At 69.2% G+C, this 23823-nt stretch carries 23 protein-coding genes; 15 read left to right on the top strand and 8 right to left on the bottom strand.

The window, feature by feature from the left end; all coding sequences use genetic code 11:
* The first annotated feature begins 12 nt into the window (after positions 1-12).
* Both EV148_RS04565 and EV148_RS04560 read left to right on the top strand, forming a co-directional pair.
* Complete coding sequence (locus tag EV148_RS04565) at positions 13-663, top strand: TMEM43 family protein (protein ID WP_158287318.1); 651 nt, start codon at positions 13-15, stop codon at positions 661-663.
* A 132-nt stretch (positions 664-795) separates the two neighbouring features.
* Positions 796-1194, top strand: a complete 399-nt coding sequence (locus EV148_RS04560; protein WP_131994226.1) for an MAPEG family protein — start codon at positions 796-798, stop codon at positions 1192-1194.
* A gap of 253 nt (positions 1195-1447) precedes the next feature.
* Here the strand turns inward: EV148_RS04560 and EV148_RS04555 are convergent, their stop codons facing one another.
* On the bottom strand, positions 1448-1984 hold the full coding sequence (locus tag EV148_RS04555; protein WP_131994223.1) for an NUDIX hydrolase: 537 nt from the start codon (positions 1982-1984) through the stop codon (positions 1448-1450).
* Between the two features lie 72 nt (positions 1985-2056).
* Between EV148_RS04555 and EV148_RS04550 the strand changes: the two genes are divergently transcribed.
* Positions 2057-3532, top strand: coding sequence for an SMP-30/gluconolactonase/LRE family protein (locus EV148_RS04550; protein WP_131994220.1), 1476 nt, complete (start codon positions 2057-2059; stop codon positions 3530-3532).
* A 210-nt stretch (positions 3533-3742) separates the two neighbouring features.
* On the opposite strand, the gene EV148_RS04545 is transcribed toward EV148_RS04550, so the two are convergent.
* Together EV148_RS04545 and EV148_RS04540 are read right to left on the bottom strand one after the other, a co-directional pair.
* Positions 3743-4630: a 5'-3' exonuclease gene (locus EV148_RS04545; RefSeq protein ID WP_131994217.1), complete on the bottom strand. Its 888-nt coding sequence runs from the start codon at positions 4628-4630 to the stop codon at positions 3743-3745.
* Between the two features lie 4 nt (positions 4631-4634).
* A complete protein-coding gene (locus EV148_RS04540) occupies positions 4635-5219 on the bottom strand; it encodes a nitroreductase family protein (protein ID WP_131994214.1) in 585 nt (194 codons plus the stop codon).
* Between the two features lie 140 nt (positions 5220-5359).
* Here EV148_RS04540 and EV148_RS04535 point away from each other — a divergent pair, with 140 nt between their 5' ends.
* The 7 genes from EV148_RS04535 to EV148_RS04505 all read left to right on the top strand — a co-directional run bounded on the left by EV148_RS04535 (position 5360) and on the right by EV148_RS04505 (position 12845).
* Positions 5360-6490 (top strand): NAD(P) transhydrogenase subunit alpha, encoded by a 1131-nt coding sequence (locus EV148_RS04535; protein WP_131994211.1) that lies wholly within the window; start codon positions 5360-5362, stop codon positions 6488-6490.
* Positions 6491-6625: 135 nt separating this feature from the next.
* Positions 6626-6802 carry a GxxExxY protein gene (locus tag EV148_RS04530; protein ID WP_131994208.1) on the top strand — a complete coding sequence of 59 codons (177 nt, stop codon included), beginning with the start codon at positions 6626-6628 and terminating at the stop codon, positions 6800-6802.
* A 63-nt stretch (positions 6803-6865) separates the two neighbouring features.
* On the top strand, positions 6866-7156 hold the full coding sequence (locus EV148_RS04525) for an NAD(P) transhydrogenase subunit alpha part 2 (protein ID WP_131994205.1): 291 nt from the start codon (positions 6866-6868) through the stop codon (positions 7154-7156).
* Positions 7157-7205: 49 nt separating this feature from the next.
* Entirely contained in the window at positions 7206-8615 is a 1410-nt protein-coding gene (locus tag EV148_RS04520) for an NAD(P)(+) transhydrogenase (Re/Si-specific) subunit beta (protein WP_131994202.1), read from the top strand.
* A 201-nt stretch (positions 8616-8816) separates the two neighbouring features.
* The gene (gene pgi, locus EV148_RS04515) at positions 8817-10454 is read left to right on the top strand and encodes a glucose-6-phosphate isomerase (protein ID WP_131995444.1); all 1638 of its coding nucleotides are present in this window, start codon (positions 8817-8819) and stop codon (positions 10452-10454) included.
* Positions 10451-12100: a phosphoglucomutase (alpha-D-glucose-1,6-bisphosphate-dependent) gene (gene pgm / locus EV148_RS04510; RefSeq protein ID WP_131994199.1), complete on the top strand. Its 1650-nt coding sequence runs from the start codon at positions 10451-10453 to the stop codon at positions 12098-12100. Before pgi ends, pgm begins: the two co-directional genes overlap by 4 nt.
* Positions 12101-12188: 88 nt before the next feature.
* A complete protein-coding gene (locus tag EV148_RS04505) occupies positions 12189-12845 on the top strand; it encodes a DsbA family oxidoreductase (protein ID WP_131994194.1) in 657 nt (218 codons plus the stop codon).
* Positions 12846-12863: 18 nt separating this feature from the next.
* Here EV148_RS04505 and EV148_RS04500 read toward each other — a convergent pair whose 3' ends face one another.
* From EV148_RS04500 to EV148_RS04490, 3 genes are all read right to left on the bottom strand, one after another.
* Positions 12864-13292, bottom strand: coding sequence for a hypothetical protein (locus EV148_RS04500; protein WP_131994191.1), 429 nt, complete (start codon positions 13290-13292; stop codon positions 12864-12866).
* A 241-nt stretch (positions 13293-13533) separates the two neighbouring features.
* On the bottom strand, positions 13534-13941 hold the full coding sequence (locus EV148_RS04495) for a GNAT family N-acetyltransferase (RefSeq protein WP_131994188.1): 408 nt from the start codon (positions 13939-13941) through the stop codon (positions 13534-13536).
* Positions 13938-14615, bottom strand: a complete 678-nt coding sequence (locus EV148_RS04490; protein ID WP_131994185.1) for a pyridoxamine 5'-phosphate oxidase family protein — start codon at positions 14613-14615, stop codon at positions 13938-13940. Before EV148_RS04490 ends, EV148_RS04495 begins: the two co-directional genes overlap by 4 nt.
* A 161-nt stretch (positions 14616-14776) precedes the next feature.
* Here EV148_RS04490 and pdxR point away from each other — a divergent pair, with 161 nt between their 5' ends.
* The 4 genes from pdxR to EV148_RS04470 all read left to right on the top strand — a co-directional run bounded on the left by pdxR (position 14777) and on the right by EV148_RS04470 (position 20797).
* Positions 14777-16225: a MocR-like pyridoxine biosynthesis transcription factor PdxR gene (gene pdxR / locus EV148_RS04485; RefSeq protein WP_131994182.1), complete on the top strand. Its 1449-nt coding sequence runs from the start codon at positions 14777-14779 to the stop codon at positions 16223-16225.
* Between the two features lie 105 nt (positions 16226-16330).
* Positions 16331-16885 (top strand): putative Fe-S cluster assembly protein SufT, encoded by a 555-nt coding sequence (sufT, locus tag EV148_RS04480; RefSeq protein WP_131994179.1) that lies wholly within the window; start codon positions 16331-16333, stop codon positions 16883-16885.
* Positions 16886-16961: 76 nt separating this feature from the next.
* Positions 16962-17381, top strand: coding sequence for a hypothetical protein (locus EV148_RS04475; RefSeq protein WP_131994176.1), 420 nt, complete (start codon positions 16962-16964; stop codon positions 17379-17381).
* Between the two features lie 875 nt (positions 17382-18256).
* Positions 18257-20797: a pre-peptidase C-terminal domain-containing protein gene (locus EV148_RS04470; RefSeq protein WP_131994173.1), complete on the top strand. Its 2541-nt coding sequence runs from the start codon at positions 18257-18259 to the stop codon at positions 20795-20797.
* A 120-nt stretch (positions 20798-20917) separates the two neighbouring features.
* Here EV148_RS04470 and EV148_RS04465 read toward each other — a convergent pair whose 3' ends face one another.
* Complete coding sequence (locus EV148_RS04465) at positions 20918-21409, bottom strand: asparaginase domain-containing protein (protein WP_131994170.1); 492 nt, start codon at positions 21407-21409, stop codon at positions 20918-20920.
* A gap of 38 nt (positions 21410-21447) precedes the next feature.
* Positions 21448-23094 carry an acyl-CoA dehydrogenase family protein gene (locus tag EV148_RS04460; RefSeq protein ID WP_131994167.1) on the bottom strand — a complete coding sequence of 549 codons (1647 nt, stop codon included), beginning with the start codon at positions 23092-23094 and terminating at the stop codon, positions 21448-21450.
* 130 nt (positions 23095-23224) lie between these two features.
* Here EV148_RS04460 and EV148_RS04455 point away from each other — a divergent pair, with 130 nt between their 5' ends.
* Positions 23225-23779 (top strand): Pycsar system effector family protein, encoded by a 555-nt coding sequence (locus tag EV148_RS04455; protein WP_131994164.1) that lies wholly within the window; start codon positions 23225-23227, stop codon positions 23777-23779.
* Positions 23780-23823: the final 44 nt, after the last annotated feature.

Genomic DNA, 23823 nt, shown 5'->3' with positions numbered 1-23823 from the left:
GGTAGGCCGGCGGTGCTGGTCGCCGTCGTGGTGATCGCGGTCGGCATCGCGACGGCGTGGTGGTTGCGTCATCGCCCGCACGCGCCCTCGACGGCGCCGGCGCCCGTGGTGCCCACGAACATCGACCGCGTCGATGCGCGCAACGAGGGACGCGAAGTCGAGCTCAGCGGCCGCCTGCAGGTCGCGCGCCCCGCGCGTGACGGCGAGCTGTCGATCCAGGCGGACGCGGTCATGCTCCTGCGCGAGGTGCAAATGCTGCAATGGCAGGAGCACTGCGCCGGTTCCGACTGCCGCTATGCGCTCGAATGGTCGCCGCGCCGCATCGATTCGCACGCATTCCGGGACGCGGGCCACCGCAACGACGTGCCGTTCCCGTTCTCGAGCGAAGCGTTTGCCGCGGGCGAAGTGCGCCTCGGTGCGTACGCGATCGATGCGGATCTCGCCGCCACCGGCGCGCCGGCGCAGCCGTACCCGGTGACGGCCGCACGCCTGCCGCCGAACCTCGCCGCGACGTTCCGCGACTGCGACGGCGCGCTGTGCACGGGCGATCCGGGCAAACCCGCCGCGGGCGACCTGCGCGTCGCGTACCGCATCGTGCCGGCCGGGACGCGCAACGTGAGCGGCGTGCAGCGCGACGGCCGGCTGCACGCGATCAAGCGCTGATCCCGGGCGCGAGCGCCGCGCGCATCATCGAAGCCGCATGCGTCGGCGCCGTCGTCCAGCCCGGGCCGCTTCGCCGATGTGACGAGCCGGTGGCGCGCGTGTACCGTAGGCGCATCACACCAGGGGACGACCATGCATATCACCGGAATCTACGCCGCGCTCGCGACCCTGCTCGTGCTGGTGCTCGCGCTGCGAACGTCGATCGGCCGCCACGGCAAGAACATCTACACCGGCGACGGCGGCGACGCGGACATGTTCCTGCGCATCCGCGCGCACGCCAACGCGATCGAGAACCTGCCGCTCGCGCTGCTCCTGCTCGGCCTGCTCGAATGGAACCAGACCGCGCCGCCCTGGCTGCACGCCTGCGGCTGCATACTGCTCGCCGGCCGCGTGCTGCATGCCCTCGGCATGTCGATCCCGTCCTTCTCGCGCATCGGCCGCGTCACCGGCACCACGCTCACCTGGGGCATCATGGCCGCGATGGCCATCCTGATCCTCTGGCAGTGGCTCGCCTTCACTTCGATCCGCTGATTCGAGGAAGAAGCGAAAGCTTGAAAGCAGGAAAGGAAGAGCCTGAAACGCGAAGGACGCGAAGGAAAGCAGGATCAGGGGAAAAGCTGGAGAAGGCTGAAACACGGAGGAACAGCTTTTACAAGAGCCTTTCCCCGGCTTGCCTTCCCGGTGTCCCGTGTTCCGGGCTCTTTGCCATCAGCTCTTCTTCGTGTCCTTCGTCTCTTCGCGTTCCAATCCCTGCGGCGGCTCTCTTGCGCTCGACGCGTCGCAGTCAGCGTGCGAACAGTGCTGCGTGGTCGAGCATGTACAGGCCGGCGAACATCTTGGGGTCGATCGAGTAGCCGGCGTTGATCTTTTCGACGAGCCACGTGGCCGCGTCGCGGCGCGGGACTTCGTGCACGGTGATGTCTTCGGTTTCGTCGCCGCCGCCCTGTTCGACGCGGACGAGGTCGCGGGCGTGGACGAAGGCGAGGATCTCGTTGCTCATGCCGGCCGAGGTCGGTCCGGCCATGAGGAAGTCGATGCGGCCGGCGCGGTAGCCGGTTTCCTCGACGAGTTCGCGGTGGGCCGCGTCGACCGCGCTCTCGTCGGCGTTGCCGGCGACGTCGCCGACGAGGCCGGCGGGCATCTCGATCGTCATGCATTCGATCGCCGGGCGATACTGTTCGACGAACAGGATGCGGTCCTCCGGGGTTACCGCGATGATCATGACCCCGCCGCCCGGATTCGTGCGCTCGGCGTATTCCCAGCGGCCGCGGCGCTTGAGGCGCAGCCACTTTCCATTGCAAAGGGTTTCCGTTTCGGTCATTGTAGGCGGCTTTCCTGAAACTTATCAGGGCGTTGGCGGTCTGTGTCCGCCCGTCCCCTCGAGGTAGACACGATGATCAAGCGCCGCATTCTATGCGCATTCACCCTCGCCTTCGCGGCGGGCTGGGCCCTGGCGCAGGAGCCGGCGGCTGCCCCGCGCGGCCTCGACCCGTCGGCGTTGACGAAGGCCGACATCGACAAGACGACGAGTCCCGCCCCGCTGCTGCGCCTCGCGGCGATCTACAAGGAGAAGGGCGACCTCGAGCACCTCGAGTGGACGCTGCAGCGCCTCTCCTTCCTGCTGCCGAACAGCGGCGAAGCGAAGTTCGCGCTGGCCAAGACCTACGCGCTGCGCGACGAGAAGGCGAAGACGTATGACCTGCTGCTCAACATGCAGAAGCAGGGCTACGCCTACGACATCGCCAACGATCCGGATTTCGCCAAGGTGACGACGACGAAGGTGTGGTCCTACATCCTCGATCGTTACGCCGAGACCGCCAAGCCGACCGGCGACGGCAAGCTCGCGGCGACGCTGCCGGCCGGCGACCATCTCTACGAAGCGATCGCCTACGATCCCAAGCGCGACAAGCTGCTCGTCGGCAGCGTGCGCGACGGCAAGGTGCAGTTGCTCGGCAAGGACGGCAAACTCTCCGACTTCATCAGCCCGGATGCCGGAAACGGCCTGTGGAGCGTGTATGCGCTCGCGGCCGTGCCGGAAGACGATGCGCTCTACGTCGCGAGCACCTCGTCGGTGTACTTCAAGGATTTCAACCAGGCCGACTTCGGCAAGGCTGGCGTGTTCAAGTTCCAGCTTTCGAGCGGCAAGCTGCTCGCCAAGTACCTGCTGACGCCGGATGCGAAGCCGCGCACGCTGTCGAGCATCGCGGCCGGCAAGGGCGGGCTCGTCTTCGTCGCCGACGGCCTGCGCAACATCATCTACCGCGTCGACGGCGACACGCTCAAGCCGACCGTCGCCAACCCCAAGCTCACGAGCGTGCGTGGCCTCGCGCTCAGCGATGACGGGCGCAAGCTCTATTTCGCCGACTATGCCCTCGGCGTGTTCGGCGTCGACCTCGCCGCGGGCACCGGCTTCGATCTGGTCTACGATCCGTCGAAGCTGCCGCTCGGCGGCGTCGATGGCCTCGCCTGGTACCAGGGCACGCTCGTCGCGGTGCAGAGTGGCATGGTGCCCAAGCGCGTGATCCGCCTGCGCCTCGACGACGATGGCCGCACGGTGACGCGCGCGATCATCCTCGATTCGGGCAAGCCCGAGTTCAAGGTGCCGACCGTCGGCGTCGTCGATGGCGACGGCTTCTATTTCATCGCCAACAGCCAGCGCGGTGGCTACGACTCGTACGGCAACCCGAACGACGCGTCCAAGCTCGAGGCGGTGAAGATCTATCGCAGCAGCCTCGCGGCGTCGTGGGACCAGGGCGCTCCTCTGGCGCCCGCCGTGCCCGGCAAACCGCCGGTGATCAGCGAATCGAAGCCGGGCAGCGGCAAGTTCTCGAACGTCGAAGGCGGTTCGCAGTCGGTCACGGGGAATTGACGCGGGGGCGGTGCGCGCGACGCGCTTTCCGCCCGGAGCCCGCGCGGCGGGATGGAATGAACGACGCCTGTGGCAGGAACGCACGCCGTGGGCGACCGCCACGCCCCGGTGCACGGCGACGTCGCGTTCGCCCGCAGGATGGGCTCCTGCAGGAGCCGTGCATCGCGGCTCCCGCCGTTCCAACGAAAAACCCCGCCGTACCGTCCGGGCTCAGCCTTCGCGCAATGCCCGCACGCGGGCGCGCGTGAGCGGCCCGAAGCGCATCCGTTCCAGCAGGTCGTCGATCGCGGCGTCGAGCGGCTTGCGCCGGTAGTCGTCGGCACTCGCCGGCACCGGTGCATCGAGCGCGATGCCGGTCAGCGCGCGCGACAGGCGTGCCAACTCCGCATGCTCGCGCAGGCGCATCGCCGCGGCCGCGGCGCCGCGGGCGCGCAGGAAGGCGACCTCTTCGGCACGCGACAGCAGCGCATCGAGCGTGCCGAAATGATGCAGCAGGATCGCCGCGGTCTTCGCGCCGATGCCGGGCACGCCGGGAATGTTGTCGACCGCGTCGCCGGTGAGGGCGAGGTAGTCGGCGACCTGGTGCGGATGCACGCCGAGGCGCGACTTCACGCCGGCGCTGTCCCAGCGTTGGTTGCGCGCCGGGTCCCACTGTTCGTCGGCGTGGCCGATGAGCTGGCCGAAATCCTTGTCGGCGGAAACGATCACTCCGCGGAAGCCGGCTTCGCGCAGGCGCGCGAGCGCGCTGCCGATGAGGTCATCGGCTTCGTACTGGTCGTCGCTGAGCACGGCCGCGCCGAGCGCGCGCGCGATCGCCTTGCAGCCCTCGAACTGGCGCATGAGGTCGGCCGGCGCAGCCGGTCGGTTCGCCTTGTAGGCCGGATACAGCGCGTTGCGGAACGACGTATTCAGCGATTCGTCGAATGCGACCGCGACGTGCGTCGGCTTCGCGCGTTCGAACAGGTCGAGCAGGAAGCGCGCGAAGCCGTGCACGGCGTGCACGGGATGGCCGTCCGCGTCGTGCGCATCGGGCACCTGTGCGAACCAGGCGCGACAGACGTACAGGCTGCCGTCGACGAGGTGGACGGTGTCGCCCATCGCCTCAGGTCCACTCCGACCAGACGTCGGCGAGCGCCGGCCGCGCGCGCTCGGGCGCGGGCTCCTTCGCGGTGCCGATGTGCACGAAGGCGATGATGCGCTCGTTCGCGCCGAGGCCCAGCTCGCGCGCGACCTCGCCGTCGTAGGCGGCCCAGCCGGTCAGCCATTGCGCGCCGAAGCCGAGCGCCTGCGCGCCGAGCAGCAGGTTGTAGGCGACGCAGCCGGCGGACAGCAGCTGCTCCTGCGCGGGGATCTTCGGATGATCGGCTTCGATGCGCGCGATCACCGCGACGACGAGCGGCGCGGCGTTGAAGCGCTCGTGGTCCTTCTCGAGCGCGCTGGGCGCGACCGCGGGCTCGGTCTGCGCGTGGATCGCGGCGAGGCGCTCGCCGAGGCGCGCACGCGCTCCGCCGCGGATCGCGAGCAGGCGCCACGGCACGAGCTTGCCGTGGTCGGGCACGCGTATCGCTGCCTGCAGGAGGTGTTCGAGCTGGGCGGCGTCGGGGCCGGGTTCGCCGAGCTGGCGCGCGGGCACGGAGCGGCGCTGGTCGAGCAGGTCGAGAAGATTCAAGGCGGATGCCGTCGTCATGTCGGAAGTACGCAAGGATAGCCTGACCGGAGCGGGTGAAGTGCGGACGCGCGCCGTGCTGCGCAAGCCGCGCGCGAGGCTCGCCAGCATCGCGCGATCTGGGCTAGGATCGGCGCTCCGACCGATAGGTGAGGATGGTCATGCCGACGACCGTTGTCGCGCTGCGCGAAACCGTACCGGGCGAACGCCGTGTCGCATTGACGCCCGAGGTCGCGAAGAAGCTCAAGGCGCGCGGCGCCGACATCGTCATCGAACCGGGCATGGGGCAGGGCGCGTACTTCGCCGACGCCGCCTATGCCGGTTGCGAGGCGGCCGCGGACGCGCGCGCCGCGCTCGCCCTCGCCGACGTGCTGCTGCGCGTGCAGCCGCCCTCACTCGACGAGATCGCCGCGCTCAAGGAAGGCGCGGTCGTCATCGCCCACCTGCAGCCGCACCTCGCGCCCGAGCGCACGAAGGCGCTGCGCGACCGCCGCATCACCGCGTTCGCGATGGAACTGCTGCCACGCACGACGCGCGCGCAGGCGATGGACGTGCTGTCCTCGCAGGCTGCGGTCGCCGGCTACAAGGCAGTGCTGATCGCCGCCGAGGCGGCGCCGAAGTTCTTCCCGATGCTGACCACCGCGGCCGGCACGATCCGCCCGAGCAAGGTGCTCGTCGTCGGCGCCGGCGTCGCGGGCCTGCAGGCGATCGCGACCGCGCGTCGCCTCGGGGCGCAGGTCGAGGGCTTCGACGTGCGCCCGGAGACGAAGGAACAGATCGAGTCGCTCGGCGCGAAGTTCCTCGACCTCGGCGTCAGCGCCGCCGGCAGCGGCGGCTACGCGCGCGAACTCACCGCCGAGGAGCGCGAACAGCAGCAGCGCGCACTCGCCGAACAACTCAAGGCCTTCGACGTCGTCGTCACCACCGCGGCGGTGCCGGGGCGCAAGGCGCCGCGCATCATCTCGGCGGCGATGGTCGCCGGCATGAAGGCGGGCGCGGTGATCGTCGACATCGCCGCCGAAACCGGAGGCAACGTCGAGGGCACCGAGGCAGGCCGCACCGTGCAGAGCGCGAACGGCGTGAGCATCATCGGCACGACCAACCTGCCGGCGAGCGCGCCCGTGCACGCGAGCGAGATGTATGCCCGCAACCTCTACAACTTCCTCGAGCTGTCGCTCAAGGACGGCGCTCTCACGCTGGACTGGAACGACGAACTGATCGCCAAGACCTGCCTGACGCACGCGGGCGAAATCCGCCACGAGGCGGCCAAGGCGCTGGTGGGTGATGACTGAAAGCGAAAGATTGAAACACGGTCGGTGTATCGAACCTGCCTCGCTTACGAATTGCAGGCCGCGGGGTGCGAACACGAATTGGAAAAGCCTGTGCCTGTTCGTTACTAGGAGACCGGGCCTGATTGCGGATTTCGCATGGACTTGCCGGTGGAACGGCAGCTCGTCGTGGAATTGAAGTCGGTGGAGTCATTGATGCCGGTGCACGGCGCGCAGTTGCTGACGTATCTCAGGCTCTCCGGCTTGCACAAGGGATTGCTCATCAACTTCAATGAAAAGGTATTGCGGCACGGTATCCGTCGCATGATCGTTTAGCTTTTCCCGTGTGCTCTGTGTGCTCCGTGTTTCAATCTTTCGCTTTCCAGCGCAGGTGACGCAATGATTGACGGATTTCTCGCGCTGTACATCTTCATGCTCGCCGCGTTCACCGGCAAGGAAATCATCGGCCGCGTGCCGGTGATCCTGCACACGCCGCTGATGTCGGGGTCGAACTTCGTGCACGGCATCGTGCTGGTCGGCGCGATGATCGCGCTCGCCCACGCCGAGTCGCCGCTGGCGATCGCGATCGGCTTCATCGGCGTCGTGCTCGGCGCGGGCAACGCCGCCGGTGGCTACGTCGTCACCGAACGCATGCTCGAGATGTTCAAGTCGAGCAAGGACAAGAAGTGATGTCGCCGACATTCCGATCCCACCGCCGCCGCACGTCCGGGAAGCATTGATGGATACGCAGACACTGCTGGTCTACTTCGCCAAGGCGTCCTACCTGCTCGCCGCGGCGCTGTTCATCCTCGGCATCAAGCGCATGTCCTCGCCGGTGACGGCGCGCGCGGGCATCAAATGGGCCGGCATCGGCATGGGTCTGGCGACGCTCGCGACGTTCGCGATCACCGGCGTGCACAACGTCGGCTGGATCGTCGGCGGCATCGCGCTCGGCGTGATCCCGACCTGGCTGTGGGGCAAGAAGGTCGCGATGACCGACATGCCGCAGATGGTCGCGCTGTTCAACGGCATGGGTGGTGGCTCGGCCGCCGCGATCGGCGCGGGCGAGCTGCTCAAGTTCTCGCAGCCCGGCGCGCCGGTGCCGCCGCTCGCGACGCTCGCGCTCGCGGTCGTCGGCGCCCTGATCGGCTCGATCTCGATGACCGGTTCGATCATCGCCTGGGCCAAGCTCGACGGGCGCATGGACAAGGTGTTCCGCTTCGGCGGCCAGCAGGCGCTCAACTTCATCGTGTTCGCCGCGGCCGTGCTCGCCGGCCTCGCGCTGGTCGCGTGGAAGCTCGACGCGAATCTCGTGATCGTGTTCTTCGCGCTCGCGCTCGCGTTCGGCGTTCTCATGACGCTGCCGATCGGTGGCGCCGACATGCCGGTCGTGATCTCGCTCTACAACGCGTTCACCGGCCTCGCGGTCGCGTTCGAAGGCTATGCGATGGGCATCGAGGCGCTCATCGTCGCCGGCATGGTGGTCGGTGCGGCGGGCACGTTCCTGACCCAGCTGATGGCCAAGGCGATGAACCGGCCGATCAGCAACGTGCTGTTCTCGAACTTCGGCGGTGGCGGCAGCGGCGAGGCGATCGCCGGTGCGCAGAAGCCGATCGAGGCGGCCGACGCGGCCTCGCTGCTGTACATGGCGGAGAAGGTCATCATCGTGCCCGGCTACGGCATGGCCGTCGCTCAGGCGCAGCACAAGATCTGGGAACTCTCGCAGGCGTTGATCAAGGCCGGCAAGGACGTCAGGTTCGCGATCCATCCGGTGGCCGGCCGCATGCCCGGCCACATGAACGTGCTGCTCGCCGAAGCGGGCGTGCCGTACGACCTGATCGCCGACATGGACGACATCAATCCCGAGTTCAAGACCTGCGATGTCGCGATCGTGATCGGCGCGAACGACGTGGTGAACCCGGCCGCGAAGACGGACAAGTCCTCGCCCATCTACGGCATGCCGATCCTCGACGTGGTCGACTCGAAGCAGACGATCGTGATCAAACGCGGCAAGGGCACCGGCTTCGCGGGCATCGAGAACGCGTTGTTCTACGCCGACAACACGCGCATGCTCTACGCCGACGGCAAGGAAGCAGCGAACCAGCTCATCGCCGAGCTCAAGGCGGTCGAGGGCGGCGGCAGCCACTAGTGCGAAAACGTCGTGTTTCGCCGCCGGTCCGACTGCCTGAACCCGGAATGGCACGAGCCCGTGAAGGCATGGAAGCGGCCTTCCTTGGCCGCACTACACGGTGACGCACGGCTACGCGAAGCGCATGGGGTGAACGTTGAACCGCCTGCGCTCCGGTTCATGGACGCATTCTGCTAGGCTCACGCGATGGCGTATCGCACGATGAAGACGCCGCGTTTGACCGCGCGGCCGGAATGGAAGGCCCTGCAGCGCCACGCGGCGACGATGCGCCGCCGCCACCTGCGCGAACTGTTCGCCGCCGACACCGGGCGGGGCGAACGCTTCGCGCTCGAGGCGGCAGGCCTCTACTTCGACTACGCCAAGCAGCGCGTCGACGCGCAGGCACTGAAGCTGCTGCTGCGCCTCGCGCAAGCCTGCGGCGTGCGCGAGCGCGCCGAGGCGATGTTCCGCGGCGAGCGCATCAACACGACCGAGGATCGCGCCGTGTTGCATGTCGCGCTGCGTGCATCCAGGCGCGAGCGCATCGTCGTCGACGGGCGCAACGTCGTCGCCGACGTGCACGGCGTGCTCGCGCGCATGGCCGCGTTCTGCGAGCGCGTGCGCAGCGGTGAGTGGAAAGGCCATCGCGGCGGGCGCATCCGCCACGTCGTCAACATCGGCATCGGTGGTTCCGATCTCGGCCCGGTGATGGCGTACGAGGCGCTGCGCGCCTACGCCGATCGCGAGCTGGACCTGCGCTTCGTCTCCAACGTCGATGGCACCGACTTCGCCGAGGCGACGCGCGACCTCGATCCCGCGCAGACGCTGTTCGTCGTCTGTTCGAAGACGTTCACGACCCAGGAGACGCTCGCCAACGCGCACGCAGCGCGGCGCTGGTGCCTCGACGCGCTCGGCGACGAAGCCGCGGTCGCGAAGCACTTCGTCGCGGTATCGACCAACGCGGCCGAGGTCGCGAAGTTCGGCATCGACACGGCCAACATGTTCGGCTTCTGGGACTGGGTCGGCGGCCGCTACTCGATGGATTCGGCGATCGGCCTGTCGACGATGCTGGCGATCGGGCCGGCGCATTTCGGCGAGCTGCTCGCCGGCTTCCGCGCGATGGACGAGCATTTCCGCAAGGCGCCGTTCGAGCGCAACCTGCCCGTGCTGCATGCGCTGCTCGGCATCTGGAACACGAACTTCCTCGGCGTGGAAAGCGTCGCGGTGCTGCCGTACGAACAGTACCTCAAGCGCTTTCCCGCCTACCTGCAGCAGCTCGCCATGGAGAGCAACGGCAAGCATGTCACGCGTGCCGGTGCGCGCGTCGGCGTCGACACCTGCCCGATCGTCTGGGGCGAGCCGGGTACCAACGGGCAGCATTCGTTCTACCAACTGATCCACCAGGGCACGCGCGCGGTCGCCTGCGACTTCATCGGCTTCTGCGAGACCGCCAATCCGCTCGGCGACCAGCACGACCTGCTCATGGCGAACCTGTTCGCGCAGGGCGAAGCGCTCGCATTCGGCAAGACTGCCGCCGAACTGCGCGCGGAAGGCGTGCCCGCCGCGCTGGTTCCGCACAAGACCTTCGACGGCAACCGATCGAGCAGCACGATCCTCGCGCGCCGTCTCGATCCCCGCACGCTGGGTGCGCTCGTCGCGCTGTACGAGCACAGCGTGTTCGTGCAGGGGGTGATCTGGGACATCGACTCGTTCGACCAGTGGGGCGTCGAACTCGGCAAGGTGCTCGCCAGGCGCATCGCCGCCGAACTCGCTGCGCCGAAGACGCCGCGGCTCGCCCACGACGGCTCGACCAATGCATTGATCAGGCGCTACCGCAGGCTGCGCGGGAGCACGCCGTGAGCGCGGCGAGGAGCCCGCTCGCGGGCAAGCCTGCGACGTCGGTGCCGCCGGTCGACGTCGAGCGCCTCGTCGCCGCCTACTACGACGAGCGCCCGGATCCGTCGATCGCCGCGCAGCGCGTCGCGTTCGGCACCTCGGGGCATCGCGGTTCGTCGTTCGCGGCGAGTTTCAACGAAGCGCACGTGCTCGCGATCACCCAGGCCATCTGCGAACACCGTGCCACGGCCGGCATCAGTGGTCCATTGTTCCTCGGCATCGATACGCACGCGCTGTCGAAGCCGGCGATGGACAGCGCGCTCGAGGTGCTCGCCGCCAACGGCGTCGAGGTGCGCATCGCCGCGGGCGGCGAATACACGCCGACGCCCGCGCTGTCGCACGCGATCCTCGCCTGGAACCGCGGGCGCACGAGCGGACTCGCCGATGGCATCGTCATCACGCCGTCGCACAATCCTCCCGAAGACGGTGGCTTCAAGTACAACCCGCCGAACGGCGGCCCGGCGGATACCGGCGTGACCGCCGCGATCCAGCAGCGCGCGAACGCGCTGATCGCCGAGGGCTTGCGCGGCGTGAAGCGCGTGCCGATCGAGCGCGCGCGCGCCGCATCGACGACGCGCGAACACGATTTCCTCGGCGCCTACGTCGACGGCCTCGGCGCGCTCATCGACTTCGACGAGATCCGCGCGGCGAACCTGCGCCTCGCGGTCGACCCGCTCGGCGGCGCCGGCGTGCACTACTGGCCGCGCATCGCCGAGCGTTGGCGCATCGCGCTCGACGTCGTCAGCGAGCAGGTCGATCCGACGTTCGCGTTCATGAGCCTCGACTGGGACGGTCGCGTGCGCATGGATCCGTCGTCGCCGCCGGCCATGCAGCGCCTGCTCGCCTTGCGCGAGCGTTACGATGTCGCGTTCGCCTGCGACACCGACCATGACCGCCACGGCATCGTCGCGCGCAGCGTCGGCCTCATGCCGGCCAACCACTACCTCGCGGTCATGATCGACTACCTGTTCCGCTCGCGCGAGGGCTGGCGCGCGGACGCGGCGGTCGGCAAGACGATCGTCTGCAGCGCGATGATCGACCGCATCGCCACGCGCCTCGGCCGGCGCCTGCACGAAGTGCCGGTCGGCTTCAAATGGTTCGTCGACGGCCTGTGCGACGGTTCGCTCGGCTTCGGCGGCGAGGAGAGCGCGGGCGCATCGTTCCTGCGCCGCGACGGTGGCGCCTGGAGCACCGACAAGGACGGCATCGCGCCGGCGTTGCTGTCGGCCGAGATCACCGCGCGCGAGGGGCGCGATCCCGGGCAATGCTACGCGCGTCTCGAGCAGGAACTCGGTGCCGTGTACACCGACCGCGTCGATGCGCCGGCGACGAAGGAGCAGAAGGCGCGTCTGGCGAAACTCGCGCCCGCCGAGGTCACGGCCGGCACGCTCGCTGGCTCGCGCATCGTCGCCGTGCTCGACCACGCGCCCGGCAACGACGCGCCGATCGGCGGCATCAAGGTGATCGCCGAGCACGGCTGGTTCGCCGCGCGCCCATCGGGCACCGAGGACATCTACAAGATATACGGCGAAAGCTTCCGCGATGCGGCCCATCTCGGCGAAATCCTCGCCGAAGCGCAGCAACTGGTCGACCACACGATCGCGGCGTGACGGGATCGCGGCTCGCGCGGGGGCAGCGACTTGATCGGCTCGGGGGCGCCCGCATTTGCACGTGATCGCCGTGCGCAGGATCTCCCCGATGGCCAAGCAACCGATCCGCATCGATTTCGTTTCCGACGTCGTCTGTCCATGGTGCGCGGTCGGCCTCAATTCGCTGGAACGCGCGCTCGAGCGCCTCGATGGCGAAGTCGAGGTCGAGCTGCACTTCCAGCCGTTCGAGCTCAACCCGGCCATGCCCGCCGAAGGCGAGGATGCGACGTCGCACCTCGTCGCCAAGTACGGGCTCACGCGTGAGCAGCTCGAGCGCAACCGCGCCACGATCCGCGCGCGCGGTGCCGACGTCGGTTTCACGTTCGGCGAGCGCGGACGCATCTACAACACCTTCGACGCGCATCGCCTGCTGCACTGGGCAGGCACGCTCGGCGCGGCCGGGCAGCGCGCGCTCAAGCACGCGTTGCTGCAGGCCTACCACGGCGACGCGCGCGACGTGTCCGATCACGACGTGCTCGTCGCGATCGCCGCAGCGGCGGGACTCGACGGCGCGCGTGCGCGCGCCGTGCTCGCCTCGGACGAGTTCGCCGACGCGGTGCGCGCGCAGGAGCGGTACTTCACCGACCGCGGCATCCATGGCGTGCCCGCGGTGATCCTCAACGAGCGCCACCTGGTGTCCGGCGGCCAGCCGGTCGCGGTGTTCGAGCAGGCGCTGCGACGCGTCGCGGCGGGTGACGTGCGCTGAACGATGCGACTCGTCGCGTCAAGCGCGACGCTTGACGAACGCGCCGGCGAACACGATCGCGGCCACGACGATCGCGATGCTGGTCGTGCCGGTGTTCGCGCGCGCGATGTCGATCGCCATGCCGGGTTCCATGCGCAGCAGCGTCTCGCGCATCGGCAGGCCGAGCATGCCCGCGATCCGTGCGACCGCCTGCAGGTAGAACGAGTAGAACGCAGCAAGCGCGACGCACGCGGCGGCGACGAGTGCACCCGACCAGCGTCCGGCGTAGCCGTGCCGGCGCAGCGTCCATGTGACCGGCAGCGCGACGAGGAAGGCCAGGCCGGCAAGATCGCCGCGGCTGTACAGCGAGAGCAGGCACCACAGCGCGCCGCCCGCGAGCGCGCACATGATCGCGGTCGCGATGCCGATTGCGCGCGGGCGGGAAGCGGGGGACGGCTCGGCGGGCATGCGGGTTCGGCACGAGGGCGGAATCGGCGATGATAGCCGCTCGGGACGACTGCGCGGTGGTTCGGGACTCGACGTGGCGTCGAAGGCTGCGTGGCGGGACACGCGATGCGCGCTCGACCCGCCCTTGCGCGTCGACCTGCACGTACGCCGCGAGGCGGTGCGCGCGAAGCGCGGGCCGCCGTTCGCCCACGACGTGAGGTCGTCGCAACTGGCGGGACTCGCGCTTCTCGCTCGACCTGCCCTACGGGATGGACTCGTTTTCGCGCAGCATCCACGCCTGCGGGAAATGGCTGAAGCCGACGTGCGGGTAGTAGCGCTCGGCAGCCGGCGCGGCGAGCAGCAGCAGCTTCGCCTGCGGCGCGGCCGCCTGCGTCCGGCGCATGAGTTCCTTGCCGATGCCCTGGCGCTGGTGCGAGACGCGCACCGCGAGGTCGGCGAGATACGTGGTCCAGGCGAAGTCGGTCACGCAACGCGAGATGCCGACGGGCAGGTCGCCGTCCCACGCGGTGATCGTGAGGTTCGCGTGGGCGAGCATCGCCGCGAAGCGCGCATCGTCGTCGATCGGCCGGCGTTCGCCGAGGGTCGATGCGCGGTACAGATCGCGCGCCTGTTCGAGCGGGAGTCGCACATCGTCGCGATAGATGATCATGCCGCGGCCTCGTCGGCGGCGAGCAGCCGGCGTACCGACGCGGGCAGGGCGGCATCGGCGAGGTCGGCTTCCGGCTGCGGCATGGCGTACCGCGTGCGCATCGGCACGACACCGGCCCAGTAGGGCAGGGCGAGGTCGGCCGGGTTGTCCTTCACGCCGCCGCTGCGGATCTTCGCGCTCGCATCCTCGATCGCCAGCCGCAACACCTGCGTCGCCGCGAGTTCGGTGCGGTCGGCCGCGCGCGACTCCGCCGCGCGCCCGGGGATCAGCGCGTCGACGAATCGCGACAACGCGGATGCCTTCTCGTCCGCGTCGAGCACCGCGCGCGCGCGCCCGAACACGACCACCGAACGGTAGTTGACCGAATGGTCGAAGTGCGAGCGCGCGAGCACGAGCCCGTCGAGATGGGTCACGCCGATGCAGGCGGGCACGCCGTCGGCGAGTTCGTCCATGAGCCGGCTCGCGATCGAGCCGTGCAGCACGATCGTCTTGCCGTCGCGCGCATAGAGCATCGGGATCACGAACGGCTGGCCACCGACGCTGAATGCGACGTGCGCGAGCATGCCCGCGTCGAGGATCGCGTGAACCGTGTCGCGGTCGTAGCGCGCGCGCGCCCTGGTGCGCTCGACGCGGTGGCGCGCATCGCGCGGCACGGTTTCGCTCTGGACGTCCATCGATCCTCCGTCAGGGTTGCGCGAGCGCGGCGCGCTCGCGGTGTCGCGGGATGCGCGCGGGCTGCCCGTCCGTCCGCATCCGCCGCATCGTGGTACTCAACATTAGGCTTGGATATTGGTACCCTCCAGTACCGGAATCGCGGATATCAACGGAGCCAATCGTGTACCTCGACCTCGACGGCCAGGGCGCGCGCTACGCGCAGCTCATCCGCGCACTCAAGAGCGCGATCCTCGACGGCCGCTTCGCCGCCGGGGCGCGCCTGCCGGCGAGCCGCGCGCTCGCGCGCGAACTGGACGTCTCGCGCAACACCGTGCTCGCCGCCTACGAACAGCTGCAGGCGGAAGGCTTCCTGCTCGGTCGCGTCGGCTCCGGCAGCTTCGTCGCCAATGTCGGCAGTGCGACCCCGCAGAAGCGCAGCGCGAATACGCTCGTCGCGCCGCTGTCGAGCTTCGCGCGGCGCGCGCTCGCCAACACCGACGGCCGGCGCATCCCCGGCCACCAGCACAGCGACCTGCGCTACGACCTGCAGTACGGCCTGCCGCTGGCCAATCCGTTGCTCGGCAGCGTCTGGCGCCGCGAAGTGAGCCGCGCGGCGGAGCACGTCGAGTTCGACTATCCGGATGCGCAGGGACTGCTCGCCTTGCGCGAACAGATCTGCGATTACCTCGCGCGACGCCGCGGCGTGCCCGCCGCGCCGGAGGACGTCGTCATCGTGTCCGGCACGCAGCAGGCCTTCGCGCTCGCCGCGCGCGTGCTGCTCGAAGCCGGCGACACGGTCGTGCTCGAGGATCCGCACTATCGCGGTGCGCGCCAGGTGTTCGCCGCGTTCGGTGCGCATGCACGTGGTTGCCGCGTCGACAACGAGGGTCTCGTGCCGGCTGCATTGCCGTCGAGCGCGCGACTCGCGGTGGTGACGCCTTCGCACCAGTTCCCGACCGGCGCGCTGCTGCCGCTGTCGCGTCGCGTCGACCTGCTCGACTGGGCGACCGAGCGCCATGCCTGGCTCATCGAGGACGACTACGACGGCGAGTTCCGCTACGGCGGGCGCCCGCTCGCGGCGCTGAAATCGCTCGACCGCGACGGCCGCGTGATCTACATCGGCAGCTTCTCCAAGGCGCTGTTCCCGGCGCTGCGCCTCGGTTACATGGTGGTGCCCGCGTCGCTGCGCGAAGCGTTCTCGGCGACGAAGTGGCTCGAGGATCGCGGCTGCAACGCGCTCGAACAGGCGACGCTGGCCCGCTTCATGGCCGACGGCGGCTTCGAGCGGCACCTGCGTCGCGCCGCGGTCGCGCTGCGCGCGCGCCGCAGCGCGATGCTGAGCGGCCTGCGTCGCCATGCCGGCGACGCGGTCGAAGTGGTCGATTCCAATGCTGGCATGCACCTCACCGCGTGGCTCACGCGCGCGAGCCACGCCGACTGCGAGCGCCTCGTCGCGCACGCGCGCACGCGCGGCCTCGGCCTCTACACGATCACGCCGTACTGCCTCAAGCAGCCGCCGCGCCCGGGCCTCGTGCTCGGCTACGCCGGCCTGCCGCCGGCCGACATCGAGGCCGCGATGAAGCTGTTCGGCAAATGCCTGCAGGAGACCGGCCTCGCCCCGTCGCGCTGAGGCCGGCGGTTGAACGCACGGATCGCAGCCCCGATATCGCAACGCACGAGGCCGCCCCCGAGACGGCATAATGTGCAGTTCCGCCAGGGCCACCGATCCGCCGCAATGGGTTACAGCCAGACTTCCGAACCGGTTCGTTTCGAGCGCGACTGCGCCGCCGTGATGGTGCCGCAGGGCGACGAGGTGACGTTGCCCGCCGGGCAGGTCGGTTACATCACGCAGGCGCTCGGTGGCAGTTTCACCGTGTACGTCGACGGCAACCTGTTCCGCATCCGCGGCGCGGATGCGGACGCGCTCGGCAAGGAGGCGCCGGCCGCGCTGGAACTCGCCGAAGGCGCCGACGACGCCGAGGTCGAGAAGCTCGTCTGGCAGCAGCTGCGCACCTGTTTCGACCCGGAAATACCGATCAACATCGTCGAGCTCGGCCTCGTCTACGACTGCGACCTCGAACGCCTCGACGACGGGCGGCGCAAGGTCAGCGTGCGCATGACGCTCACCGCGCCCGGCTGCGGCATGGGCGAGATCCTCGTCGACGACGTGCGCACCAAGCTCGAAATGATTCCCACCATCGCGGAGGCCGACGTCGACCTCGTGTTCGATCCGCCTTGGACGCAATCGATGATGTCCGAGGCGGCGCGCCTCGAAACCGGCATGCTCTAGGGCGGCAGGCGGCGCGCTTGCGCGCCGTCGTGCGTTTCGTTTTAGGATGGGGCGTCCCCTGACCGGCGCGCCCGCGATGAAACGCAACCTGCACGTGATCGCCCTCGTCCTGTTCGTGTTCTTCCTGCTCTACGACATCGTCGTCTGGGGCGCCGCGCCGCTGGTTCCCGACGTCGGCGACGACATCGTCGGCTCGGCCAACCGCGAGGCGCCGCTCGCCGCGACCTACATCCTGCTGGGACGGGCACTGGACGGCTCGATGCCCGCGCTGCAGGCCTTCGGCGAATCGCGCCTGACGGCCGCACTGAGCGAAGGCTTCCCGCGCATCCGCGCCGATTCCACCGTGGCGATGGACCTCATCTTCAACACGACCTGGAACGTCCAGCATCGCTGGCTCAAGACCGTGTACTGGTTCCCGCCGCTGATGCTCGTGGCGACCCTGCTCCTGTGGTGGCGCCGCCCGCGCCAGGTCACGACGATGCGCAGTCGCCGTTGATGCGCATGAGGGATCTTCCGCCGGCGCGCGGGTGATCGATGTGCTCGCGCGGTTTTATTGCGGTGCCGCAGGTGAAATCGGTTTCAAGACGCCGCTGCCGCGGTGCGCAATGCAGCGGCACATGCTGCGTTGCGACAAGGCGCCCGAAATAAGCCTGTAGCATCAACGGGTTATGCGACCGTGGTCGCTTTTCTTGCGAGTGCGTTGCTGCTAGGTTGGCAACTTCCGCGTGGCTCCTCCGCGCGGAACGGTACCCGAGGGCCGGTCTGGGGAGCAGTGCCGGTTTCCGCAGCAGGACGCATGCCGGGTCGGGAGAGGGTCGGCATCGCGAAGGACGCGGACGTGGGACACAGGGAGGCCCGCACGGTGTGGGGACACCGCGCCGGGCGCCCAGGGATCGTGGATCCGCGCGTGGCATCGCGCTCGCATCGCACGGCTTGGCCGTTGCAACGAGCGGCTCGCGCGGAGTGATGCGATCAGGGAGGTGAACGAAACGGCGGCCGGTGCGAACCGGCCGCCGTTTTTATTTGCAGCGCAGCACGCGCGGATGTTTTCGACGAGCACGTCGCCGTTGCCGATCGTCGCGGCCCGGCTGTCAGGTTCATGACAGCACGCGGGTGCTATCTCCTCGATGCGGACTGCAGTCCCGCCGATCGACAGCCTGCATCCAAGAGAGGGGATGCAGGGCCTGCAACGCCCCGTCACGCGCGCTGGCGCAGGGGACCTCGGCCGGCTGCAGCAGGCAATACGTACCGACCCGTTGACCGTTCCACGACGGCCCGCTGGAAGCGCGCCGGGGACGGTTTCGCCGCGTGCGACCGCATCGCTACACAAACCATCGGTATTTCGAACTTTGCATATTGAGGGAGTCAGTAATGCGTAATTCGAGAATCACCACGCGGCCCGCGGCGCTCGCCGTCGCCGTCGTCATGGCGTTCGGCACTTCGGCGGTGGGGGCCGCCTCGCTGGGCGAGGCGCAGCTTTCGGCGCAGCTTTCGCCGGCCACGTCACTGCGCGCAGGCGAGAACATCGACGGCATGGTGCCGTTCACGCAGCCGGTCCACATCGAGGTCGCGCTGAAGATGCGTGACCGGGCCGGCCTCGACAGCTACATCGCGTCGGCGGCGACCGCGCAGCGCCTCACCGGCGTGCGGCCGACGCTGTCGACCGCGGACGTCCTGCAGCGCCATGCGCCGACGGAAGACCAGGTCAAGGCCGTCGTCGATTTCCTGAAGTCGGCCGGCTTCACCAACATCGTGGTTGCCGACAATCGCATGCTCGTTTCCGCCGACGGCACCGCCGACGTCGCGCAGGCCGCGTTCCAGACCTCGCTCGCGCGCGTCACGCGCAAGGATGGCAGCAGCGCGATCGCCAACACCGAGCCGGTGCACATCCCGGCGTCGCTGCAAGGCATCGTGCTGGCCGTGCTCGGCCTGCAGGACGTTCATCGCCCGCGCGTGATGTCGCGCGTGCTCGAAGGCCCGCAGCCGCAGGCGGTGACCGGCCACTACCCGAACGAGTTCTCCTCGATCTACGGCGGTACCGGCGTCGCCACCGCGGCGGGCGTCACGGTCGGCATCATCACGCAAGGCAAGCTGACGCAGACGATCGCCGACCTCAACTCGTTCACGTCGGCGCACGGCTTCCCGACCGTGACGACGCAGACGGTCAATACCGGCGGCACGAGCAACGACACCAGCGGCATCGGTGAATGGAACCTCGACAGCCAGGACATCGTCGGCATGGCGGGCGGACAGGTCGGCAAGATCATCTTCTACAACGAGCCGACCCTGGCGAACTCGGCGCTCACCGCGAACATCAACACCGTGGTCTCGGCGAACGCGGCGAAGATCATCAACATGTCTCTCGGCGAGTGCGAGAAGGATGCGCACAGCGACGGTTCCGACGCCGCCGACGACCAGTTGTTCGCGACCGCGGTCGCGCAGGGCCAGACGTTCTCGATCTCGACCGGCGATTTCGGCGCCGACGAGTGCCAGGACGGCGGCGTCGACGAGGCGAGCAACCCGGCCAATTCGCCGTACGTCGTGGCCGTGTCCGGCACGACGCTGAACGCGTCGACGAGTGCATGGAGCAGCGAGACCGTGTGGGTCGACTCGGGCGGCAGCCAGAGCACGATCGAGCCGAAGCCGAGCTGGCAGACGCTCTGGTCGGGAAGCAAGCGCGGCGTCGCCGACGTCGCCTTCGACGGCGACCCGAACTCGGGCGCGAAGGTCATCGTCAACGGCGGCACGCAACAGATCGGTGGCACGAGCCTGTCGGCGCCGATCTTCGCCGGCATGTGGGCGCGCGTGCTCGCGGTGAAGGGCACGTCGGTGGGCTTCGCCGGTCCGATCATCTACCAGTTGCCGGCCAGCGATTTCCACGACATCACGTCGGGCAACAACAACGGTTCGACGGCGGCGGCCGGTTACGACCTCGCGACGGGCCGCGGAAGCATGATCCTCAGCAGCGCAATCAACCACATCGGTGGTGGCGGTGGCGGCGGCAACGTCGCGCCGGTCGCGAACTTCAGCTTCACGACCAATGCACTGGTGGCGAACTTCACCGACAGCTCCAGCGACAGCGACGGCACGATCGCCTCGCGTTCGTGGAACTTCGGCGATGGCGGCACGTCGACGGCGACCAACCCGAGCCACACCTATGCGAGCGCCGGCACCTACAGCGTCTCGCTGACGGTCACCGACGACGGCGGCGCGACCAACACCAAGACGAGTTCGGTCACGGTGACGGGCGGCGGCGGTGGCGGCGGCAACGTGCTGCAGAACGGCGTCGCGGTCACCGGCCTCGCGGCGACCACGGGCAACAAGCTCAACTACACGATGGTCGTTCCGGCCGGCGCGACGAACCTCAAGTTCGTCACCTCCGGTGGCAGCGGCGACGGCGACCTCTATGTGAAGTTCGGCAGCGCGCCGACCACGTCGAGCTACGACTGCCGTTCGTGGGTATCCGGCAACAGCGAGACCTGCAACATCACGACGGCGCAGGCCGGCACGTACTACGTGATGATCAACGCGTACTCGACCTTCAGCGGCATGAGCCTCACCGGCAGCTACTCGACCGGTGGCGGTGGCGGTGGCGGCACGACGCTCACGAACGGCGTGCCGGTCACCGGCCTCGCGGCGAGCTCGGGCAACTGGACCTCGGACTACACGCTGGTGGTGCCTTCGGGCGCGACGAACCTGAAGTTCCAGATCTCCGGCGGCAGCGGCGACGCGGACCTGTACGTGCGGCTCAACTCCGCGCCGACGACGTCGAGCTACAGCTGCCGTCCGTATCTCAGCGGCAACAACGAGAGCTGCACGTGGAGCGCACCGACGCCGGGCACCTACCACGTCCGCATCAGGGCGTACACGACGTTCTCCGGCGTCACGCTGACGCCGAGCTTCACGCCGTAAGCGAAGCGTCCTGCGCCAGGGAAGGCGATCGAACGACGGCGGCCGGTGCGAACCGGCCGCCGTTTTTCATGCGGCACGCGCCGTCGGCCCAATGACGTCGGGCGTTGCGCGGACGCGGATTCAGCCCTGCGCAGCCTCGAACCGGTTCGCGTCGCGATTCTTGCGCACGCGTTCCGGATCCCAGATGCGCCCGTTCATCGCGATGTACACGCCGTCGGGCAAGGTCTGCACCGCGCCGACCGCGCAGCCGATGTTGAACACGGCGTCGGAGCCCTTGAACAGCGCGGGGTTGAGCGCGCCGGTGAGCACGACGACGCGGCCGGCGAGCCCGGCGAGCGCCTGCGCGGTCTCGACCATCGTGTCGGTGCCGTGCGTGACGAGCACGTGGCGATGTGGCTGGCCTTCGATCGCGGCACGGATCGCCGCGCGGTCCGCTGCATCCATGTGCAAGCTGTCCTTGCGCAGCACCGGCAGCACCTCGAACGTGAAGGCGACGCCGAGTGCCTGGAGGATCTCGCCGATCTGCGGCTCGCCGATCTGGAACGTCGACTTGTCGTCGAAGTAGATCTTGTCGATCGTGCCGCCGGTCGTGACGATGGTGAGGTGCTGCATGGCCCGATGATCCTGCGCTGGGGACGCGGCGTCGCGCGTCAGGGAGCGCAATTGTCGGGCAGCAGCGCGTCGTCGTCCACCGCGCGCGCGAGCCGCGACAGCCCGGCGCCCGCGAACGCATCGAGTGCCGCGAGTGCGCGCCGGTCGCCGCGTTCGCGCGCGGCCCATGCCGCGTGTCGCGCGAGCACGGCGGCAGCGAACGCGCGCGCGAGGGTCGTGGCGAAGCCGCGCGCACCGGCCTCGAGCGCGTCGCGCGCGCCGCGTCGCGACGCATGCCAGTCGCGGGCCGCGTCGAGGCAGTCGCCGATGCCGTGGCGATCGCCGCCGGCTTCGGCGAGCAGTGCCCGCGCGGCCTGCGCGAGCGCGTCGACGCCGTCCGTGCCGAGCGCGCGCAAGACGTCGAGCGCGAGCACGTTGGTCGTGCCTTCCCAGATCGGGAACACCTGCGCATCGCGCAGCAGTTGCGGAATGCCCGTGTTCTCGATGTAGCCGGCGCCGCCGAACGCTTCGCAGGTTTCGCTGGCGACGCGTACGGCCAGGCGCCCGGTCCACAGCTTGGCGAGCGGCGTCAGCACGCGCAGCAGCGCGCGTTCCGCCGGCGTCGCCTGCGCGACGCGGCCGAGCAGGGCGGCCACGAAGAACACGAAATGGAATGCAGCCTCGAATTCGGCCGCGAGCGAGGCGAGGGTCGCGCGGTGCAGCGGCTGACGCGCGAGCGGCCGCCCGAACGCGTCCCGCCGGCGCGCATAGTCGACGGCGAGCGCGAGGCAGCGGCGCATCGTCGCGAGTGCGCACACCGCGTTCCAGGTGCGCGTCACGTTGAGCATCGGCGCGATCATGCGCACGCCGTGGGCGGGTTCACCGACCGGCATCGCCGGCACGCCCTCGAGATGGATCTCGGCGGTCGGCAACTGCCGCGTGCCGAGCTTGTCCTTGAGGCGGTCGATGCGGATGCCGTTCCAGCGCCCGTGCGCGTCGCGCGTCTCGACCAGGAACAGCGCGAGCGCATCGGTGCCGTCGCCGGCGCCTTCCGGGCGCGCGAGCGCGAGCGCCATCTCGCCGACCACGGCCGAGGTGAACCACTTGCGCCCGTACAGGCGCCAGGTCCCGTCGCGGTCGCGACGCGCGACGGTGCCGGTGCGGGCGACGTCGGAACCGCCCGCGGTCTCGGTCATCCACTGTCCGGACAGCCACAGGCGCGCAGGGTCGCGCGCGAGCAGGCGCGGCACGGCGAGGTCGATCAGCGCGCGCGCGCCGGATGCCTTCAGCGCGGTCGCGGCACCGTCGCTCATCGCGAGCGGACAGGTGTAGAACTCGCTGGCGACGTGGTAGAGGTAGACGCGCGCGAACTGGTCGATGCGCGCGTGCACGCCGTGCGTGGCTTCGTGGCCGGCGGCGACGAAGCCGTAGCGCGCGGTCATCGCGGCGCCCTCGCGCCAGGCGGGCGTGAGGTCGATGCGGTCGATGCGCGCGCCCCAGGCATCCCATTGCTGCAGCGCGGGTTCCGTCGCGCTGCGCGTACGTGCGTCGAGCCAGGCGCGTGCCGCATGCGCGCCGAGTTCGTCGAGGTCGGCCTCGATCGCGGCGAGCACGCCGGCCGGGAGCAGGTGCGCGAGCATTCCGCCCAGAACCGGGTCGTCGCGGTACTGGTTGCCGAGCGCGGGCGCGTCCTGGATGAAGTCCATGGTGCGGCGCAAGCCAGGTGGAGTAGCCCAACATACGCGCCGCGTGCGCCGGCCGGCAAGCCGGTCGGCGCCTGCACGCGCGCGGCGGCTTCATTGCTAAGATGCGGCGCACAGGCGCAGCGAGGCGACGATGGACGAGCACTCCCCCGCCGCGATGGCGGCATTCGCGCGGATCCCCGAACGCAACACCGGCGACAACCTGCTGCGCACCGCGCAACAGCACCATGTCGCCCTGTCGAGCATGGCCGATACCAAGGCGAACATCATCATCACGGTGTCATCGATCGTGCTGACGATCTCGATGGGCCACGTCAATGATCCGGAATTGCGCCTGTCGGTGATCGTGCTCTGCTGCTTCACGCTCGCCGCGCTGCTGCTCGCGGTGCTCGCCGTGCTGCCCAAGTACCGGCCGCTTAAGCTGCACGACGACCGCATCCCGGAGAACTTCAACCTGCTGTTCTTCGGCCACTTCTCCGAGCTTTCGCGCGAGCGCTACCTCGGCGAGATGGCGCGCGCGCTGGCGCCGGACGGCTCGCCGTACTACGTCTGGTCGAACGACATCTACGCGCTCGGCACGTACCTGCGCCGCTACAAGTACCGCTACCTGCGCTACAGCTACCTGTTCTTCCTCGCCGGCTTCCTGCTCGCGTCCGCGCTGCAGGGCTGGCGCATGCTCGTGCATTGACGCACCGCGTGGAACCCCGGATCGCACGGCGATCCGTTGCACGC

Source organism: Dokdonella fugitiva (genome assembly GCF_004342425.1).
GTDB classification, from domain to species: Bacteria; Pseudomonadota; Gammaproteobacteria; order Xanthomonadales; family Rhodanobacteraceae; genus Dokdonella_A; species Dokdonella_A fugitiva.
The sequence above is the reverse complement of the archived record's forward strand: the minus strand, read 5'-3'. Positions and strand labels throughout refer to the sequence as shown.

What these genes read in the sequence shown, in the direction of transcription:
- EV148_RS04560 (WP_131994226.1), top strand. Translation starts at nt 796, where the DNA reads ATGCATATCACCGGAATCTACGCCGCGCTCGCGACCCTGCTCGTGCTG.
- EV148_RS04555 (WP_131994223.1), bottom strand. Translation starts at nt 1,984, where the DNA reads ATGACCGAAACGGAAACCCTTTGCAATGGAAAGTGGCTGCGCCTCAAG.
- EV148_RS04550 (WP_131994220.1), top strand. Translation starts at nt 2,057, where the DNA reads ATGATCAAGCGCCGCATTCTATGCGCATTCACCCTCGCCTTCGCGGCG.
- EV148_RS04545 (WP_131994217.1), bottom strand. Translation starts at nt 4,630, where the DNA reads ATGGGCGACACCGTCCACCTCGTCGACGGCAGCCTGTACGTCTGTCGC.
- EV148_RS04540 (WP_131994214.1), bottom strand. Translation starts at nt 5,219, where the DNA reads ATGACGACGGCATCCGCCTTGAATCTTCTCGACCTGCTCGACCAGCGC.
- EV148_RS04535 (WP_131994211.1), top strand. Translation starts at nt 5,360, where the DNA reads ATGCCGACGACCGTTGTCGCGCTGCGCGAAACCGTACCGGGCGAACGC.
- EV148_RS04530 (WP_131994208.1), top strand. Translation starts at nt 6,626, where the DNA reads ATGGACTTGCCGGTGGAACGGCAGCTCGTCGTGGAATTGAAGTCGGTG.
- EV148_RS04525 (WP_131994205.1), top strand. Translation starts at nt 6,866, where the DNA reads ATGATTGACGGATTTCTCGCGCTGTACATCTTCATGCTCGCCGCGTTC.
- EV148_RS04520 (WP_131994202.1), top strand. Translation starts at nt 7,206, where the DNA reads ATGGATACGCAGACACTGCTGGTCTACTTCGCCAAGGCGTCCTACCTG.
- pgi (WP_131995444.1), top strand. Translation starts at nt 8,817, where the DNA reads ATGAAGACGCCGCGTTTGACCGCGCGGCCGGAATGGAAGGCCCTGCAG.
- EV148_RS04505 (WP_131994194.1), top strand. Translation starts at nt 12,189, where the DNA reads ATGGCCAAGCAACCGATCCGCATCGATTTCGTTTCCGACGTCGTCTGT.
- EV148_RS04500 (WP_131994191.1), bottom strand. Translation starts at nt 13,292, where the DNA reads ATGCCCGCCGAGCCGTCCCCCGCTTCCCGCCCGCGCGCAATCGGCATC.
- EV148_RS04495 (WP_131994188.1), bottom strand. Translation starts at nt 13,941, where the DNA reads ATGATCATCTATCGCGACGATGTGCGACTCCCGCTCGAACAGGCGCGC.
- EV148_RS04490 (WP_131994185.1), bottom strand. Translation starts at nt 14,615, where the DNA reads ATGGACGTCCAGAGCGAAACCGTGCCGCGCGATGCGCGCCACCGCGTC.
- sufT (WP_131994179.1), top strand. Translation starts at nt 16,331, where the DNA reads ATGGGTTACAGCCAGACTTCCGAACCGGTTCGTTTCGAGCGCGACTGC.
- EV148_RS04475 (WP_131994176.1), top strand. Translation starts at nt 16,962, where the DNA reads ATGAAACGCAACCTGCACGTGATCGCCCTCGTCCTGTTCGTGTTCTTC.
- EV148_RS04470 (WP_131994173.1), top strand. Translation starts at nt 18,257, where the DNA reads ATGCGTAATTCGAGAATCACCACGCGGCCCGCGGCGCTCGCCGTCGCC.
- EV148_RS04465 (WP_131994170.1), bottom strand. Translation starts at nt 21,409, where the DNA reads ATGCAGCACCTCACCATCGTCACGACCGGCGGCACGATCGACAAGATC.
- EV148_RS04460 (WP_131994167.1), bottom strand. Translation starts at nt 23,094, where the DNA reads ATGGACTTCATCCAGGACGCGCCCGCGCTCGGCAACCAGTACCGCGAC.
- EV148_RS04455 (WP_131994164.1), top strand. Translation starts at nt 23,225, where the DNA reads ATGGACGAGCACTCCCCCGCCGCGATGGCGGCATTCGCGCGGATCCCC.